This is a genomic window from Desulfosporosinus sp. OT, from assembly GCF_000224515.1.
In the GTDB taxonomy this organism is placed as follows: Bacteria; Bacillota; Desulfitobacteriia; order Desulfitobacteriales; family Desulfitobacteriaceae; genus Desulfosporosinus.
The window spans coordinates 60,374-78,521 of sequence record NZ_AGAF01000120.1 but is presented as its reverse complement, the minus strand read 5'-3'; the positions used below and the strand labels follow the sequence as shown (position 1 = coordinate 78,521).

General features: G+C 43.9%; 16 protein-coding genes. 14 read left to right on the top strand and 2 right to left on the bottom strand.

What is annotated here, in order from left to right; all coding sequences use genetic code 11:
• Positions 1 to 12: 12 nt before the first annotated feature.
• From DOT_RS11200 to DOT_RS11180, 5 genes are all read left to right on the top strand, one after another.
• Positions 13 to 1,119 carry a 4Fe-4S dicluster domain-containing protein gene (locus DOT_RS11200; protein ID WP_009618383.1) on the top strand — a complete coding sequence of 369 codons (1,107 nt, stop codon included), beginning with the start codon at positions 13 to 15 and terminating at the stop codon, positions 1,117 to 1,119.
• Between the two features lie 451 nt (positions 1,120 to 1,570).
• Positions 1,571 to 3,178, top strand: a complete 1,608-nt coding sequence (locus tag DOT_RS11195) for a spore germination protein (RefSeq protein ID WP_009618379.1) — start codon at positions 1,571 to 1,573, stop codon at positions 3,176 to 3,178.
• Positions 3,179 to 3,189: 11 nt separating this feature from the next.
• A complete protein-coding gene (locus DOT_RS11190; RefSeq protein ID WP_009618377.1) occupies positions 3,190 to 4,431 on the top strand; it encodes a Ger(x)C family spore germination protein in 1,242 nt (413 codons plus the stop codon).
• 141 nt (positions 4,432 to 4,572) lie between these two features.
• Positions 4,573 to 4,872 carry a hypothetical protein gene (locus tag DOT_RS11185; protein WP_009618375.1) on the top strand — a complete coding sequence of 100 codons (300 nt, stop codon included), beginning with the start codon at positions 4,573 to 4,575 and terminating at the stop codon, positions 4,870 to 4,872.
• 20 nt (positions 4,873 to 4,892) lie between these two features.
• Positions 4,893 to 5,987, top strand: coding sequence for an endospore germination permease (locus DOT_RS11180; RefSeq protein WP_009618374.1), 1,095 nt, complete (start codon positions 4,893 to 4,895; stop codon positions 5,985 to 5,987).
• Between the two features lie 23 nt (positions 5,988 to 6,010).
• On the opposite strand, the gene DOT_RS11175 is transcribed toward DOT_RS11180, so the two are convergent.
• Both DOT_RS11175 and DOT_RS11170 read right to left on the bottom strand, forming a co-directional pair.
• Complete coding sequence (locus DOT_RS11175) at positions 6,011 to 6,199, bottom strand: hypothetical protein (protein ID WP_040411896.1); 189 nt, start codon at positions 6,197 to 6,199, stop codon at positions 6,011 to 6,013.
• A gap of 129 nt (positions 6,200 to 6,328) precedes the next feature.
• Positions 6,329 to 7,102, bottom strand: coding sequence for a hypothetical protein (locus tag DOT_RS11170; RefSeq protein ID WP_009618370.1), 774 nt, complete (start codon positions 7,100 to 7,102; stop codon positions 6,329 to 6,331).
• Positions 7,103 to 7,338: 236 nt separating this feature from the next.
• Between DOT_RS11170 and DOT_RS11165 the strand changes: the two genes are divergently transcribed.
• From DOT_RS11165 to DOT_RS11125, 9 genes are all read left to right on the top strand, one after another.
• On the top strand, positions 7,339 to 9,252 hold the full coding sequence (locus tag DOT_RS11165) for a DNA gyrase subunit B (protein WP_009618368.1): 1,914 nt from the start codon (positions 7,339 to 7,341) through the stop codon (positions 9,250 to 9,252).
• Positions 9,253 to 9,276: 24 nt separating this feature from the next.
• Positions 9,277 to 11,697 carry a DNA gyrase subunit A gene (gene gyrA, locus DOT_RS11160; RefSeq protein WP_009618366.1) on the top strand — a complete coding sequence of 807 codons (2,421 nt, stop codon included), beginning with the start codon at positions 9,277 to 9,279 and terminating at the stop codon, positions 11,695 to 11,697.
• A 96-nt stretch (positions 11,698 to 11,793) separates the two neighbouring features.
• Positions 11,794 to 12,066: a hypothetical protein gene (locus DOT_RS11155; RefSeq protein ID WP_009618364.1), complete on the top strand. Its 273-nt coding sequence runs from the start codon at positions 11,794 to 11,796 to the stop codon at positions 12,064 to 12,066.
• Positions 12,067 to 12,336: 270 nt separating this feature from the next.
• A complete protein-coding gene (locus DOT_RS11150) occupies positions 12,337 to 12,657 on the top strand; it encodes a BMC domain-containing protein (protein ID WP_040411910.1) in 321 nt (106 codons plus the stop codon).
• Positions 12,657 to 13,106 (top strand): EutP/PduV family microcompartment system protein, encoded by a 450-nt coding sequence (locus DOT_RS11145; RefSeq protein WP_009618361.1) that lies wholly within the window; start codon positions 12,657 to 12,659, stop codon positions 13,104 to 13,106. The genes DOT_RS11150 and DOT_RS11145 overlap by 1 nt, the downstream gene beginning before the upstream one ends.
• On the top strand, positions 13,087 to 14,523 hold the full coding sequence (locus DOT_RS11140) for a sensor histidine kinase (protein ID WP_040411894.1): 1,437 nt from the start codon (positions 13,087 to 13,089) through the stop codon (positions 14,521 to 14,523). Before DOT_RS11145 ends, DOT_RS11140 begins: the two co-directional genes overlap by 20 nt.
• The gene (locus DOT_RS11135; protein ID WP_009618356.1) at positions 14,520 to 15,092 is read left to right on the top strand and encodes a response regulator; all 573 of its coding nucleotides are present in this window, start codon (positions 14,520 to 14,522) and stop codon (positions 15,090 to 15,092) included. Before DOT_RS11140 ends, DOT_RS11135 begins: the two co-directional genes overlap by 4 nt.
• A gap of 272 nt (positions 15,093 to 15,364) precedes the next feature.
• Entirely contained in the window at positions 15,365 to 16,726 is a 1,362-nt protein-coding gene (eat, locus tag DOT_RS11130) for an ethanolamine permease (RefSeq protein WP_009618355.1), read from the top strand.
• Positions 16,727 to 16,735: 9 nt separating this feature from the next.
• Positions 16,736 to 18,145: an ethanolamine ammonia-lyase reactivating factor EutA gene (locus tag DOT_RS11125; protein WP_009618354.1), complete on the top strand. Its 1,410-nt coding sequence runs from the start codon at positions 16,736 to 16,738 to the stop codon at positions 18,143 to 18,145.
• The last annotated feature ends 3 nt before the right edge of the window (positions 18,146 to 18,148 follow it).

The following is an 18,148-nucleotide window of genomic DNA, read 5'->3' as shown; positions in this document are numbered from 1 at the left end:
GGGAGTATGAGTGTGGGACATATAATAAATGCCAAAGAAGAGATATATCGGGCATTGGCTGAACGCCTAAGCAAGATGCCAGAAGGCGCACCAATAAATGAAGACCTCATGGCTATTCTTCACCGACTCTATACGGAAAGCGAAGCGACTGTGGGAAGTAAATTCCCTTTGCTTCCAATGACCTTGGATAAGATCGCCGACATCACAGGTATCGACGAAAAAGAATTAAAAATAATTCTCGACGGAATGTCTAACAAAGGTTTGGTATTAGACATTCCTCGTAAAGATTCCTTCTATTATATGTTAGCTCCGATGTTAGTAGGATTCTTTGAGTATACCTTCATGAGGACAGGGGATCATACAACCTTAAAGGAGTTAGCAGAGCTATTCGAAACTTACTTTCACAGAGATGGAGTCATGCATGAAGTCGCCGGAATCAATACTAAGATTATGCGGACTCTGATTTATGAAAGTCTTATCCCTGTAGCTGTAGAAACGGAAGTACTCGATTACGAGAAAGCATCGTTAATTATTAAGCAATCCGGTGGTGGAGCAATTTCCATGTGTGCTTGTCGTCACGAAGCAGCCCACCTTGGTAAAGCCTGCGATGCGCCAGTAGACGTTTGTATGTCCCTCGGTGGTGCTGCAGAATGGATAGTGCGCAAAGGTCTGGGCAAACCTGCCACAGTAGATGACTTGCTGAAGGTGCTTAAACAGACCCAAGAACTTGGATTAGTTCATCTGTGTGATAATGTGCTGAATAAGCCAACCTATATCTGCAACTGTTGTGGTTGTTGCTGTAAAGTCCTCCGTGGTATCAATGAACAGCAGGTTTTCGCCACGCACCCCAGTAATTTTATTCCATCACTAGAGTTGGAAAGTTGTCTAGGCTGTGGTCTTTGTGTTGATAAGTGCCAAATTCAGGCAATCACTATGACGGATCAAGGAAAGGGTCTATCGGTACCAATTTTGAATAATGATGTCTGTATCGGCTGTGGAGTTTGTTCTTCTGCCTGTCCAAGCGGTTCGCTGACCATGTCGCGTCGCTCTGTATTGTATGTTCCCCCAAGGAACGGTCGGGAAAAATTAAGGCGAGTAGCCATGGAAAAAGGTCGGTAAACCCACCTTTAGAATCTAATTTAAATTGTCGAAAAGGGTAATGCATTGAATTAATAAAGAAGTCTGTTTTTCAGTCGTGTGATTGGAAGCAGGCTTCTTTATTAATTGACTTCTTCAAACCCCTCTTATTTCACGGTGGCGTAGACCTTATTGGGTGGACAGATTAGTGAAAATATTTTTGGGCCTTTTTCGGCCGTTCTTATCGCTAAAGCAAGGGTTGTAAGAGCGGTTTTGCCCTCCCAGACTGTTGTAATGCACGCCGTTATCCGCGACAAATAGTTTTTTGATCTGGGGGGAGCTTCACAATTTGTGGCAGTAACATAGCCCATACGCTGAGTGCTTTCCAAATGCAGCATAACTTTTGGCGACAAATCTGATGTGCATATTACCTCTACGATGCGCAAATAATACAAATTAGTCTACATAATAAACTTACAGGATGTGAGGCGGTATGCGGCTCTTTCGGTCACGCAAAAGAAAGAAAGCCCCGAAACCTGAGTTAAGCCAGCCCTTGGCGGCTGAGACTGATGCTAAACAGGAAAACCCGCCTTTGAACAATTCTTTGGCTGAAAACCTGAATACACTACAGACCATGTTTGCTAATTGTACTGATTTCACTTACCGAGAATTAAAGATAGGACTGGAACTAGTACCTGTCCTGCTTCTGTATGTGAACGGGATTACCGATGAACAAACGGTTAACCAAAATATTTTGAAATCTTTAGTGAACATCCGGTGTTCAAATCTTGAAATTTCCAGGTCTAATAATCTCGAAATGATTAAAAACGAATTCCTGGAAATCGGCAACATCACAGAAATCTCTACAATTGGGGAAGTCACTGATGCCATACTAACGGGAAGTGTTGTCTTGTTGCTGGAGGGAACCGCCAGAGCCCTGCAAATAGGAACCAAGGGTTTTGTGGGCCGACCAATTTCTGAATCAGTTACTGAAGGGGTGGTCAGGGGCCCGCGGGAGGGGTTTACTGAAAGCTTGCGTACAAATACCGCGTTGTTGCGGCGCAAAATCAAAACTCCTAACTTAAAACTGGAGAAGTTTGTCTTGGGGCGGGTCACCAAGACTGAGGTGAATATCGCCTACATAGAAGGAATTTCCAACACTAAGGTGGTCGACGAGGTAAAAAAAAGAATATCTTTGATCGACGTGGACTCTGTGCTGGAGAGCGCTTATATTGAAGAAATGATCGAAGATGAAGCTTTTACGCTTTTTCCACAGATTGATCACAGCGAACGGCCTGACAAGGTAGCTGCTGGAATTTTACAGGGTCAGGTAGCTATCTTTACGGATGGAACTCCGTTTGTCTTAATAGTACCAACTATGATGATTCAGTTTCTGCAGTCTAGTGAGGACTATTATGACCGCTCTATTTATGCCACATCAGTTCGGTTGGTACGTTTTTTCTTCCTCAATTTGGCATTGCTTCTTCCCGCTCTATACATTGCCATTACTACCTTTCACCGAGAGTTGCTTCCCACTCCACTGTTGATCAGTATCACCGCCGCACGCGAGGGGGCTCCTTTTCCTACAGTCATTGAGGTCTTAATGATGGAAGTGACATTTGAGGCGTTACGGGAGGCCGGGATAAGGCTTCCAAAGCCGGTGGGACAAGCAGTTAGTATTGTGGGTGGACTAGTTATCGGGGACGCGGCCGTGCAAGCCAGCATGGTTTCACCTATTACGGTGATCATCGTAGCCCTTACTGGTATTTCATCCTTTGGAATTCCTTCCTACAGCTTTGCCTTGGCAATCCGGGTTTTGCGGTTCGGCATGATATTGTTAGCGTCTACCTTGGGTCTTTACGGGATTCTACTGGGTTTACTTGTCATGCAGGCACATCTTGTATCCCTGCGTTCTTTCGGGGTACCCTTCTTTGCTCCGCTCGCTCCTTTTAACTTGAGAGATGCTAAAGACTTAGTGATGAGGTTCCCTTGGTGGGCTATGGGGGAAAGGCCTCGTCTAATCGCAAAGAATAATAATAACAACACACAGAGGCAGAAATTCTTCCTTAAACCAGCCCCGCCCGATGAAAATGAACAATAAGGGTGTTAATTATGCGTAAACTGGCTTTGATTTTGGTATGTATCTCCTTACTAACAACTGGCTGCTGGGATTATCAGGAAGTAGATCGCCTTGCCACGGTTCTCGCACTTGGGATTGACCGTATACCGGGGAGTAAAAACGTCCTCTTGACCGTGCAAATTGGGAAGCCTGAGGGGAAGGGGAGTAGTAAACAGATTGGAGGACAAGGGGGAGAGAAATCTTACATTATAATGAATAGCGAGGGTAAATCGTTGTCTGAGGCCATCCTCTCTATAGGCAAACAGTCTACCAGACGGGTTGTACTTTCTCACTGTAAGACGGCGGTCTTGGGAAGGGACTTGGCTGAAATGGGTATAGGAGAAATCCTAGACGACTTAAAACGCGCCAGGGAATCCCGCCGCACCAACTGGATACTCACCACCGACAAGACAGCTAAGGAGATTATAGAGAAAGACATTTCCTTAGAGCAGTTGCCAGGCAGAGGATTAGATCATATTCTGCAAAATTTCAAAAAAGCGGGTCGGGTCGTACCCATGAACTTTAATGATTTTTTTGCCCGACTCAATGGAGAATCGCATGTTAGCTTTACCCCATTAGCCCAATTGGAAGACATAGACAAGCAGGTTACTAACCAGTTGGAAAAGGTTGTCGGCAGGTCTCTGGACACCGAGGAGAAGCCTAAAACCCTGACCATAGGAAAGACTGCCGTTTTCAAAAATCTAAGAATGGTGGGTGTGCTGAATGAAGATGACACAAGAGCCCATAAGTGGCTTGTGGACTCTCCAAAAGGGAGTAGTATAACATTGGCTTATGCTCCCCAGGCACAGACTAACGGGGACAAAGGAGATATCATGTTTGAAATCGAGGATGGCCAAACGACCATTACCCCACATATCTCAGAAGAAGGTATAACGATGAATATTGAGTGTACGACTAAGGTCTTAATCCATGAACTCGGAGCAACTGGAGTAAACGTGCTCGATCCTAAGGTGGTAGCACAACTGGAACTCCAGACTGCGGAAGCGATGAAACTTCAGCTTGAACATACCATTAACACAGCCCAGAAAGAGCTCAAGTCTGACTGTGTCGGTTTTGCTGAAAATCTACATAACTATTATCCCCTCGAATGGAAGCAGATAAAGGATAACTGGGATGATGTTTTTCCTACTGTAGATTATCAGATTTTCTGTAAGGTCAAGATTTTGAGTTCTGGAACGATAAGCAACCCCACCCTGCGAAGTGAGCCAGAGTAGTGAACTTATTGAGCTAAAGCTGAACAGCGAGATTTTGGTGATTGAAAAAGCCTCCAGTGACGATAGTCTCCTGTGACGATAGTCTCCTGTGGAGAGTATCGCCGAAGCCGCTGATCCCAAAGGAATACCTATCGGCGTAGGATGAGTATCGCCGAAGCCGCTGATCCCAAAGGAAGCAGAGTGTGGAACCCACTTATAGAAGTGGGAGTCTTGGAAGAGGATAAACATATGACCGTTCTAATTGTTTTTGCTGCCCTGGCCATTAGTTTGGCGGAAGGGATACCTCTCGGAAAACAAGGTCAGTGGAAAGAGCTGGCCGTTATGAGCACTCTCCTCGGCATGACCATCCTACTGGCAGCGGGCAACTACCTTGGATTGCCGTCTCCTCTATCGCTTCTGGAACGACTGCTGGAACCAATAGGTAAAGCTATTTTCAAGTAAATATAAAGAAAGGTGATTGGATGCCGGAGAAAGGAATTATCAACACCAAACAGTTCGTTTGGATGTTGTTTATCATTATAACCACCCTTGCGGCTATGCAAATCCCGAGTATGCTGATAATGCAGGCCGGGAGGGATGCCTGGCTCTCCGTAGTCAGCGCCTGGTTTCTCGATGTCATGCTGGCCCTAGTCTACGCTTATATGGGCATCCGCTTTCCTGGAGAAAACTTCGTACAGTACAGCATCACCATCCTGGGAAAGTATCTGGGCAGGATGGTCGGAATTCTATTCCCACTCTTTTTCTTATTAGTGTGCTCCTTAATGTTGCAGGGCTTAAGCCAGGTAGTTAACACCATCTTTCTGCCAATGACTCCCTTCAATGTTATCCTAGTATCTAGTTTCCTAGTCAGCGCTTTCATCGGTCGTAAAGGGCTTGAAGTAATTGCTAGAATGACAGAAGTTCTAGGGCCACTGTTTTTCTTCAGTATTGTTACCGTTTGCTGCTTGGTTCTACCTGCTGTTCACATGGAGCGGCTGAAACCTCAGCTTGATGAAGGTATAGCGCCTTTCCTGATTGGTACGCCCTTAATGCTTACCAGTTTCGGTGTTTGTATTATAATGGCCATGTATATCCCTCTTTGCAACCGACCAGAGAACGGCTTTCTGGCAAAGTTTAGTGCTGTCAGTATGGGGGCATTGGTAGTGGGTCTGGTTACTGCATTATCAGTGGGCATCTTCGGGATTGAGGACGCGCAATACATGAACTCACCCGGGCTCCAGCTCGCCAAAATGATCAATTTCAGTAACTATCTGGAGAGAGTTGAGATGGTTTGGCTACTGATCCTCGTCGGTTCGGGAATCGTGGCTTCATCCAGCCTGCTTTGGGCATTTGGACAGGGGCTCGCCCAAATAGTTGGACTGAAGACTTACCAGCCACTTATTTATCCAGGGGCGTTACTATCCTTAGTGTTCTGTATTGGCTCCTTTCCCAGTAGCCTCAATCAGACGAATTTTTTTCACTATACTTTTCCTATTGTTGCTGCTTTCGTTGAGACTGGCCTTGAACTCTTTCTATTTGCAACTGCGTTGGTATTGAATAAGAGGGGAGCGGCTTGATCGAGGATTGTGTGGATGAGTTGTCATACTTTTTTGTTGGGGAGTACTGGAGGTTCCGAGCGTGCCTTGTCCATTTCATTCCTAACCGTATCACGATATTTATTAAATAGCTTTTTTTGAAATAGGTAAGAAATTAGGCAACCAGTCGTAACTATGGATATTCCGATGACAGCAGCTAGAATATTGTAAAGACCGCCGACTTCCATAAGCAACACCCCGCTCCTTGAATTTGTAACCCGTTAACCATAGGATACCAACTTTTAGGAAAGGCTAGTCCAAAAGCACATGGGATTGAAATTCTCTTTAATTGAAAGATGTGCGGAGAGCTATGGAAACAGATGTCATGTTCCAAAGTGTTTATTGAACCGTTTCAATAATTTTAATACATCCTCTGGTGAAAATTGAAATGGCGGTAAGTTATTATTTGAAGCTGGATTAGTCAATGGTCGAGAACCAGTCGTTTTCGGCGGTACCACAGCCCTGATAAAAATAGTTGTTAAAAGTTCTAAGATCAGCATCGGCAAAGCCCCTCTTAAGCCTGGAAACGTAAATACAGGAATAAGAAGAAAGACAGATGGAGTATAGGGCTTATCAGTAAAATCACTCCAAACGGCTAAAGCAAATATTAAGGGAGCCTCCGGTGTTTCAATAGTACCAGTACTAACATCTTCTCTCGAAGGAGTAGATGTACCGGTTGAAGGAGTAGATGTGCCAGCCGAAGGAGCGGATGTACCGGTTGAAGGCTGGATATCGCGTGATACAGAGGCTAAGAAATTCTGCAAATCCCTTAACGACATCCGCACAGTTTGATCTGGAGGTATAACAGGACCTCTCTGTATTGGCATTGATTCAAGACCAAAAAGACGGTCAGCAAGAAACAGGAAGATCTGGGAAGCGATAAGAAAGCCTACGGAGGCAACTACTTTTCCTGTTAGCAGGGGCTGTAGGAAAAAAAACGTTGAGCTTCCCGGTACAGAACTAACGGGAGCAAAAATCGATACGCCAAAATTTAAAGGTTCTGTAGGATAACGACATTCACAAGAAACAGGTTCGCAAGAATTCGCCCCAGGTAAGGGACGTATGCTATTAGAAAAAGTCGAATAAATATTATCCATGCCAATAATCCTCTCTTCCTATTCTAGATTATGGAAATTTACTTGTAAATGTACCTTATTCCCATGATGAGAGTGGTTGTTTTTAATAGTTAAGAACAGTTAGAAGACCGAGGGCAAAAGCCTCGGTTTTTATTTAAATTAGCGAGTAACCTAGACAAAGTGGCTCAACTGGTGATATTGTACTTATCGGTGGGTAGCCATCAAAAATAGCGAATCTTTAAGGAAGTGAACTGGTCTTGTCAGAAACGCAATATAACGCAGAATCTATCCAGGTCCTAGAAGGATTGGAGGCGGTACGCAAACGTCCTGGCATGTATATCGGTTCTACCGGGAGTAGAGGGCTTCACCATTGTGTTTATGAAATCATCGATAACGCAATTGATGAAGTCGGTGCCGGATTTTGTAATCAAATCGCTGTTGCTATTAACATAGATGGATCGATAACGATCGAGGACAATGGGCGAGGGATTCCGGTTGACATACATTCTGTCAAGAAAATTGCGGCTGTGCGTTTAGCTTTTGAGACGTTGCACGCAGGCGGTAAATTTGGCGGGGATACCTATAAAACCTCTGGAGGATTGCATGGAGTTGGAGCAAGTGTAGTCAATGCCTTGTCGGTTTATCTAACAGTTGACATAAAACGAAGCGGAAAACTTTATCGAGTTGAGTATGTCAATGGAGGTCAGCTCAAGTCAGATCTGCACGTCGTCAAGAAAAAAATAACGGGTACTGGCACAACCGTAATTTTCAAACCCGATCCACAAATCTTCAAAGAAACGACTGTTTTCAAATATGATTCATTAAGAAGCCGTTTAATGGAGTTGTCGTTTCTCAACGAGGGACTAACCATTGTCCTTACTGACTTGCGTGGAGAAACAAAGTCAGAAGTCTTTGCTCCAAAAAATGGAGTGATTGGTTTTGTTGAACACATAATTAAGGAATCTAATGTTATGCCTGTTCATAAGAAACCAATCTATTTTAAAGGGGAAAAGGATGATGTCATTGTAGAGTGTGCCATTCAGTATAACGACGGAGATGATGAATCTTTTCACTCTTATGTGAACAATATCCCCACGGATGAAGGGGGGACTCATGAGTCGGGTTTTCGCACGGCTTTAACGAAAGCTTTTAATAATTACGGACGTAAGAACAATCTTTTCAAAAAAGATGAGAGTCTTATCGGGGATGACCTTAAAGACGGCCTAACGTGTGTACTATCACTCAAGGTTAAAGATCCCCAATTTGAAGGACAAACCAAGACCAAACTCTCTAATATGGAAGTTGAGGGCCTTGTTCAGTCGCTAACTAATGAAGGAATCGGTCAATTTTTTGAGCAAAACACTTCCATAGCTAAGGACGTTATCAATCGAACATTGACAACCTGTCTGTTAAGACTTGCTGCGAAGAAGGCTAAGGAGCTTAAAAAGAAAGCACGTGATGCGGAGGTTAAAGCACTTAGCGGTAAGCTTGCGGCCTGTAGTGGGAAGGATAAATCGCGTAATGAACTTTTCCTCGTCGAAGGGGATAGTGCAGGCGGTTCGGCCAAAATGGGGCGTGATCGGCGATTTCAGGCTATTCTTCCTTTGCGGGGCAAGGTTATTAACACTTATCGTGCTAAGATAGATAAGGTCTTAGGAAATGAGGAGATCAGGAGTATTATCACGGCCGTTGGTTCGGGTATCGGCAAAGAATTTGATTTGGAAAAGGGCAACTACTCCCGGGTCTGTATTATGACGGATGCTGATATTGACGGAGCACACATTCGCTGTCTATTGTTAACGTTTTTCTATAGATACATGAAACCACTCATTCTGAGTGGAAGGGTTTATATCGCGCAATCTCCTTTGTACAAAGTGGAGAAGGAGCGAGGTAAGATAATACGCTACGCTTTCGACGATCATGAATTGAAGAGAGAACTTAAGGATTTAGGCAAGACGGCCAAGATCTCACGTTATAAAGGACTAGGCGAAATGAATCCGGAACAGCTTTGGGAAACAACCTTGAATCCTGTAAATCGGCGCATGATCCAAGTGACGATTGATGATACTCTGGAAGCAGAGCGTAAGCTTAGAATTCTCATGAGTGAGCAAGTAGAGCCAAGGCGAGATTTTCTGATGGAAAACATTGTCTTTACGGAAGATGATATGTAGGTTATTAAGGAGAGATAAGACCCGATGAGTATAACTGAAGACAACATCAATCAGCGTCCACTCGAAGACGTCTTGCCAGAATCGTTCTTGGGTTATTCCAAACATGTTATCTTGCAGAGGGCTGTTCCCGATGTTAGAGATGGGCTTAAGCCGGTTCATCGCAGAATTCTTTTTTCAATGGACGAAATAGGGATGCATACCGATAAACCGTACAGCAAGTCAGCTCGCTTAGTTGGGGACTGCATGGGAAAATACCATCCTCACGGTGACTCTTCGATCTATGATGCAGCTGTTCGTTTGGCTCAACCTTGGTCAACAAGATACCCTATGGTGGATGGTCAGGGAAATTTCGGTTCAATCGATGGTGATAATGCGGCAGCTATGCGGTACACGGAAATGAGAATGACCCATCTATCTCAATTGATGACTCAAGATATCGAGAAGAAGACGGTCCTTTTCAAAGCAAACTATGATCAACGTCTGAAAGAACCTGTCGTTCTCCCCAGCCCTTTCCCTAACCTCTTAGTCAACGGAGGGTCTGGAATTGCCGTCGGAATGATGTCTAATATGCCTCCTCACAATTTACGGGAAGTCGTAACCGGCGTGATCTTGCAAATCGATAAGCCGGGGATTTCGGTGGATGAGCTGAGAGAAAAGGTGAGTGGGCCGGACTTCCCCACCGGTGGTTTGATTATCGGCACAGAGGGTATAGACAATGCATATAAAACCGGACGCGGAAAAGTGACGATGCGTGGTAAAGCCATGATCGAACAAAATAAAAATGGCAAAAGTTTAATCGTAATCACCGAAATTCCTTATCAAGTTAATAAATCAACGCTGGCTGCTAAAATCGAAACGCTGGCAGATTCAAATAAGATTGAGGGCATAAGCGAGGTCAGGGATGAATCCGATCGGGAGGGAATCCGACTTGTCGTTGAATGTCGAAAAGATGTCGACCCGCTGAGAATCTTACGTCTTCTGTATAAATATACTCAGCTGGAAGATACCTTTGGAATTATCAACTTAGTTATTACGGCAGAAGGTACGCCGAAGGTCCTTGGACTAAAAGAGATCAACGCGGCATTTATTACCCATCGCAGAATCGTGGTCACGAAACGGACGGAATTTGATTTAGAAAAAGCCCGTTTAAACGCCCACATTCTTGAAGGATTAGTTATCGCCATCAATAATCTAGATGAAGTAATTGCCCTTATCCGGGCCAGTAAGACTCCTTCCTTAGCTAAGGCTGCACTTATTACCCGATTTGAGCTCTCCGAGACTCAAGCACAGGCCATTCTCGATATGAAGTTGCAACACTTAACCAACTTTGAACTGGATAGCATTAAGAAGGAACATGCCGAAGCCTTAAAACTCATTGCTGAGTTAGAAAGTATCTTGGCGGATGTGAATAAGGTTTATGATATTATCAAGAAGGAACTCAAAGAAATTGCCGATAAGTACGGCGACGATCGACGGACTCTCATTCTACCAGAGGCAATGAGAGATCAGCTAGATCTGAGTTCCTTTGAGGAACCCGAGAGTCTCATCGAAGTTATGCTCACAAGCAATGGATTTATCAAAAGGATGCCTATCCAAACAAAGAAAAACAAAGGGAATGCCTTAATCTGTGCTTACAAGGATGGAGATACTTTAGCAGAGAAGATCTCTTGCACGGATAAGGATACGCTTTATTTTTTTACTCATACCGGAAAATTCTATAGTATTAAGGCAAAAAATGTTCCTGAGGCAGGGGTTAAAGATAAAGGGGGACCCCTAACCAATTTATTAACCTTGTCTATGGAAGAAAAAGTAGTGTCTATTCTTGCTCTCAAAGACACTACAGATACGTCGTTTTTTCTAATTGTCACGAAAAATGGTTTGGTCATGCGGAGTCCTGCAAGCGATTTTGTAAACGCTCGCTCCTCAGAAACCATGGGGCTTAAAGAGGACGATGCTGTTGTCAAAGTGTTTCTGAGCAATAACCAAAGGGAAGTATTCCTCGTCACGCATCAAGGGCAAGCGATACGTTACCAAGAAACAGAAATTAACCCAATGGGACGTAAATCACGCGGGGTCAAAGGGATAGCTTTAGGCAAAGAAGATCGGGTTGTTGATGCTCTGCTGCTGACCAGCTCAGAAAAAGACCCTTATGGGGATCTAGTGACGGTAACTGAGCGAGGTTTCGTAAAACGTACTCCATTGGAAGAATACAAACCTCAAGGACGGGCAGGAAAAGGAATTGCGATCGCTAAGCTAGACCCAGTAGGAACTGGCTATATCATGGGTATTTACCACGTTAAATATGAAAACGTGTTAAACATCATTCAAGTTAGTGGAAACGTAACCCAGATAGAGATGAAGAATGTTAAACGAGATTCTCGGGGCAAATCAGGCAAACAATTGGTTCCGGTTTTGTTGAACGATTACGTTGTCAGGATTATATAGCTGTTTTAGATCCCACTTAAAATCTAAAACAGGAATAAAGAAGTTACTGAAACAACATAATAAAAATAGAGGTCTTAAAAGAGGAGGTATTAGAAAATGGAGATTTTCGATATTGCGGTTAATGGATCAGGTTTTGATAATGAATATAACTTTAACAATTACGCATTAACGTTAGTCTTCAAAGATGGTGAAACAGAGAAAACAGTTAGAGCCAATTTGCGTCACTATCCAACAGAAAATGAATGGGATCTGAATCCAATCTTTTATGAGTGCACAAACGATGAAAAACAAATTATGATTGATCAAATAATTAGGAATGAAAACTTTAAATCGGCGTTTGAGACCATTGAGAACTGTTTGGAAGGATAGCTTGAGTTTAACCTGAAATAACGGAAGCAAATAGTATTTAACCTCTTACAAAACTGTAAGGGGTTTTATTTATACGATCAAAGAGATAGATCTGGATGATCTCGTTATTCAGAAAACACTTTAAAGAACAAGGGGTTAAGTGAGTATAAGTACAAATACTAATAGCGTATATTCTGAGATAAAGAAGGATTTTGACAATTTTCGACGAAATGACTAGGAAATAGATGGACATAAGGATGGTGGCGATTTACATTGATTGAAAAACAGCGCATGATCCAAGAGTACGTTCCGGGAAAACAGGTAACTATGGCCCATATTATTCCGAACCCTCAAGAGGATATTCACGAACGATTAGGCATAATGACCAAGGGAGCAATAGGAATTATGACTATAACGCCAAGCGAGGCAGCTATTATTGCGGCTGATGCTGCCAGTAAAGCGGGGGACATTGAACTGGGTTTTTTAGATCGTTTCACAGGATCTTTAGTGATTACTGGAGATGTTTCCAGTGTTGAAGCAGCCTTACATGCTGCTGTAAATACTTTAGTTACCATCTTAGGATTCTCACCAACGGATGTGACGAGAAGCTAATGGGTAAAATATTACTTATCGGAGGGATTGGCGCGGGTAAGACTTCTTTGAAACAGATGCTTATGAATGAGCAAGTCAGCTATCGGAAAACGCAAATGTTGGATTTTTCCCAGATCTTTATTGATTGTCCAGGGGAATATCTTGAAATACCTCGATTTTACCATGTCTTAATAGACACGAGTCATCAAGTTTCAGAGATTTGGGCGCTTCAAGATGCTACAAAACCACGCACGTTTTATCCGCCAAAATTTGCAAAGGTGTTTAACAAACCTATCATCGGAATTATAACTAAAGTGGATTTACCAAAAGCCAATCTCGAACAAGCGGTTTCTTATTTGGTCTACGCGGGAATAACAGAACCCTTCTATTCAACGTCGATCGTGAATGGGGAAGGATTTAGTCCGTTGCGTCTTCGAGTGGAGGCTTTGAATGAATTGCGAGACCGTTAAAAGGTTATGCATTGAGTACACGAATCTGAACGAGGTCGATATCGAGGTATTAGAAACCTTGGCTTTACAGATTCCTTATACTGCCGAAATAACAGGAACGGATATATTTATTGATGCTTTGTCGAAAGACGGAGTGGATGCCGTGGTGTTGGCGTGGGCTTGCCCAAAAAACCGATCATTGTATGGTCATAGTGTCGTCGGAGAATTAGCCTTTGCCACCAGCGAGCCTGCGGTTTATCGCACGTTCCAAACTGGAAAAACTAGTCGGAACGTGCGAGGCGTTAGCCAAGAAGGGATTCCCATAGAGCAGACCGTTGTCGCGATTCGTAACGCTTCGGATGATGTGATTGGTGCTCTGATCATGGAAAAGGATATATCCGAGGAATTACGTCAAGAAGAGCAAGTGGAGCTTTTGACTCAAACGGCCGAACGTTTGAGTAACACCTTGATGTATTTGTCAACGACTGGGTCACAGTTTGAAGATTGGGTTGGAAACGGGCTGTTTGTTTTAAATAAAAATACTAGAATAACGTATGTCAACAAAAAAGCTGCCCAGATATATCAAGATATTAATGGATTTGAAGCATCAGGAAATGATTTTCATCTGTCAGTGTTCAATTGTGCTACCTTAGATGAGGTTCTGATTATCCTTAAAGACCCTGTCGAATTCTGTATTCTAGGTAAAAATTATTTTTTTCAAGCTTATCCTTTGGTCACTTACGGAGAATTAAGCGGCTGTGTTATATCCTTTCGAGACATTACAGACCTTCGAAAAAAAGAGCAGGAACTTCATGCGCAAAATACCGTTATTCGAGAGATCCACCATCGTGTTAAGAATAATCTTCAAAATGTAGCTGCTTTGCTTCGCCTTCAAGTGCGACGGTCAAATTCAGACCTTGTAAAAGCGGAGTTTACGGCAAGCATAAACCGAATCATATCTATCGCGATGGTGCATGATGTGTTTTCCTGTCAAAATTCCGATTCAATTGATTTGTGGGAACTCTGCCAGCGTATTCTTAATGGTTTGTTAGAGAGTTCCGTGCTGCCAGAGCAAAGCATTGAGACCCATGTTGATGGACAACAACTTCTCTTGCCAAGTTCGCAAGCGGTTCCATTGGCCCTGGTTATAAATGAGCTATTGACGAACAGTTTCAAACATGGGGTTCGTTTCTTAGAAAAAGGCGTAATCACCTTGGCCATATCAGAGACGAAGGAAAAAATACAACTTTCCGTGAGGGACAACGGCCCGGAACCACTCGTGCCCTTTGATCAAGTGCAACAACGGCGATTGGGTTTACAAATTGTAGATTCTTTAATCGGAGAACAATTGGGCGGCGAGTTCCAAATGGGACGCATTGAAGGAATGACATGTGTTACGGTTAGCTTTCCAAAACATAATTCGGAGGAACAGTCATGAGTTCACTATCCATCTTGATTGCTGACGATGAGGCCTTAATTCGTCTGGACATTAAAGAAATGTTACAAGGGGCTGGACATATTGTCTGCGGCGAAGCAAACAATGGCGAGAAGGCCGTTGACCTAGCTAAATCTCTCGCTCCAGATTTAGCCATTATTGACGTGATGATGCCGGGTTTAGATGGTTTGGAAGCGGCAAAGATCTTACATTCCATGAACATACCAGTTTTATTGCTAACGGCCTATAGCCAGCCGAAGTTTATTAACCGGGCAGAGAAAGTCAGTGTGTACGGGTATCTTGTCAAACCGATTACAGAACGGGATCTATTACCAGCTATCCAAATTGCTTATGCGCGTTGGAGAGAAATGCAAGAGGTTCGGGCAAAATTGAAAAACACTCAGCATGAATTACAAAGTCAAAAAATGATTGCCCGAGCCCGTGCTATTCTCGCCAAACGTGAGGGAGTGAGTGATTATGAAGCACATCAATTGCTTATTCATCAGGCCATGGATCTTCGCATAACGGTCGTAAAACTGGCAAACAGACTAGTGAATGGGGCAACATTTTGATAGTTTATAGCAATATATTTTATTGAAAATAATTATCTGAATTTAAAGGAATAATGAAGAGAATGTCGAATAGTAATATTACAGAGATTCAGATTTGTCTCTGCCAGTAAGAGACATCCGTTTTCACAAAGGAATAGTGGGCAAGAAGGCCCTTTATTGCATCCCGAAATTTTCGGGATGTGATAAAGGGCCTTCTTTTTTTGGGGGGAAAGGAGGCAGTAGTTTATAGCTCTGATAGGAATGCACTAAAAAAATAAAGGGGAGGCTTTTGTGTGACTACTGAAACTAAACACGGAACCGGTGAAGATCCACATTTATCCAGAGTATTAAAACCAATTCACTTATGGGCTCTCGCAGTCGGCTTAGTAATCTCGGGTAACTATTTTGGCTGGAGCTATGGGTTCGGAGCAGGTGGACCTATGGGGTTAGCCATGGCATTGATACCAGTTACGATCTTTTATGTCACGTTTATTTTATCCTACTCAGAGTTAGCAACGTCCATACCCCATGCCGGTGGGCCTTCTGCCTATGCACGCAGAGCAATGGGACCTTTTTGGGGGTATATGAATGGTATCAGCTGTTTAATTGAATTTGTGTTTGCTCCTCCCGCCATTGCGTTGGCTGTCGGTGGGTATATTAACTTTCTCATCCCGTCCGTCCCGACAGTAACTGCAGCGGTTGCCGCTTTCTTATTTTTTATCTTTATTAATTACTTGGGAATGAAAACTTCAGCAATGGTAGAACTAGTGTTCACAGTCATTGCCTTAGCTGGTTTAGCTATTTACTGGGTTGCTGCAGCCCCTCACTTTTCTATGGCTCGTGTTATGACAGCACCGCTTCTTCCTTTCGGTATGAAAGGGGTTATGGCAGCCGTACCTTTTGCCATCTGGTTCTATCTCGCCATTGAAGGCGGAGCCATGGCTGCGGAGGAAATGGTGAATCCGCAGAAGGATATCCCTAAAGGTTTTCTGAGCGGTATGGGAACTTTGATGATCATGGGCTTCCTAACCCTCTTCCTGACGGCAGGTATTGCCGATTACAACTTAGTCTCAGCGGTAGATTTTCCATTGCCCATTGCTTTAGCCCAAGTTTTCGGTGAAAATAGCACGATTGTCATGTTGGTTAATATCATAGGTTTGTTCGGTTTAATAGCTTCCCTGCATGGAATTATAGTAGGGTATTCCCGGCAGACCTATGCGATGGCTAGAACTGGTTATTTGCCTAAATTCCTCGCGTATGTCGACCCTAAACGTCATACTCCAGTCTGGGCCTTGTTAGTTCCTGGACTTGTTGGACTGGGTGTTGTTCTCACGGGTCAGACAGCAATCGTGATTACCATTGCAGTTATCGGCTCGGTTGCACTTTATATGCTTAGCCTAATCAGTCTGTTTGTCTTACGCTCCAGAGAACCCAATCTCAAAAGACCCTTTAAAGTATGGTATCCAGTAATCCCGGTCATTAGCTTTCTGATAGGCATTTTTCTGACTATAAGTGTCATTATTTCAAGTGTACCAGCTTTGAAATGGGCGGCTCTTGTTTATGTCATCGCTATCGCGTACTACTTTATTTGGGGAAACAAGCATGTTCGGCCATTTGAAGAAGAGTTCGGCGTTTTAGATGAACTGGATACCTAAGGTAGCATCATGGCAAAAGAGATGGCATTAGTCAGTGTGGGGATTGATGTAGGAACAACGACTACGCAATTGGTCATTTCGCAGCTTACCTTGGTCAACGTAATGCCTGGCAGTCAAGTACCCAAAGTAGAGATTAGCCACAAAAGCATTACGTATATGGGAAACGTGTATATTACTCCGTTTGAAGATCGACAACACGTTGACGGTGCGGCGTTACGTGCGATCATTGCCAAAGAATACGAGAAGGCGGGAGTGAAGCCTGAGCAGATCGATACCGGCGCCATAATTATTACCGGGGAGACTGCGAAAAAGGAGAACGCCTCGGAAATCATCCATTCCTTGGCAGATTATGCCGGAGATTTTGTTGTGGCGACGGCCGGACCAGATCTCGAAAGTGTGATTGCCGGTAAAGGATCGGGAGCCGAGGCGCTCTCCAAGCGCTTACATGCATGTATTGCCAACATCGATATCGGCGGAGGAACCACGAATATTGCCTATTTTGATCGCGGCAAGTGCATCGGTACGGCGTGTATCAATGTTGGCGGTCGACTATTTGAAGTTGATCCGTTAACACACCACTTAAATTATATCTCCGCTCCGGGCCAGACGGTCATGAATCACTGTTATCCGAGCGGCTCCTTAGAGCCAAGCGAAGACGAAGTGCTCGTGATCCGAAAGTGCCTCAAGGCTATGGTGGAATGTGTCGAACGGGTCATCTTTCAGGAACCTCTACTCGCCCAGGACAGGCCCCTTGTGATGACCAATACGCTACCGGATATCTTGCTCAACGGGGTGGTTTTTTCAGGAGGAGTGGCCAAGTATATTTATCTACCAGGGATCAAGGAATGGTGGATCCATGGGGATGTCGGGCCTCTTTTGGCAGAAGCGTTCAGGGAAAGTCGTATTCATTCATCGTTTTCTGTCCATGAGGGGTCGGAGACGATCCATGCAACGGTGCTTGGTGCTGGAGCGCATACGGTGAATGTATCGGGTTCAACCATAACGATAAGTAAGGATTCACTCCCTTTGCGGAATGTTCCGGCAGTATACCCGGAAGTGGGGGCCTTGGGAATGTTCTCTTGGCTTAAGCCGGCGGAGAATTATAATGATTCTCTATACCGAACGGTTGCTTTAGTTGTCCCGGCGTTGCCCAATACTGATTTTAAAACAATTTGTACTCTCGCCGAAGCTTTGGCTAGTGAGCTTCCCATAATAAAAGGAGAGCCTAAAGTGATCATCGTGCAACAAGATATTGCCAAAGTCTTGGGACAAACACTGCAGAGACTTCTTCCTTCGGTTCCACTGATTTGTTTGGATGGAATAGAGCTCGCTTTGGGTGATTTTCTGGACATTGCTAAACCGTTACCGCATGAAGATGCTGTGCCTGTGATTGTCAAAACCTTGGTATTCGCCCGTTAAGAA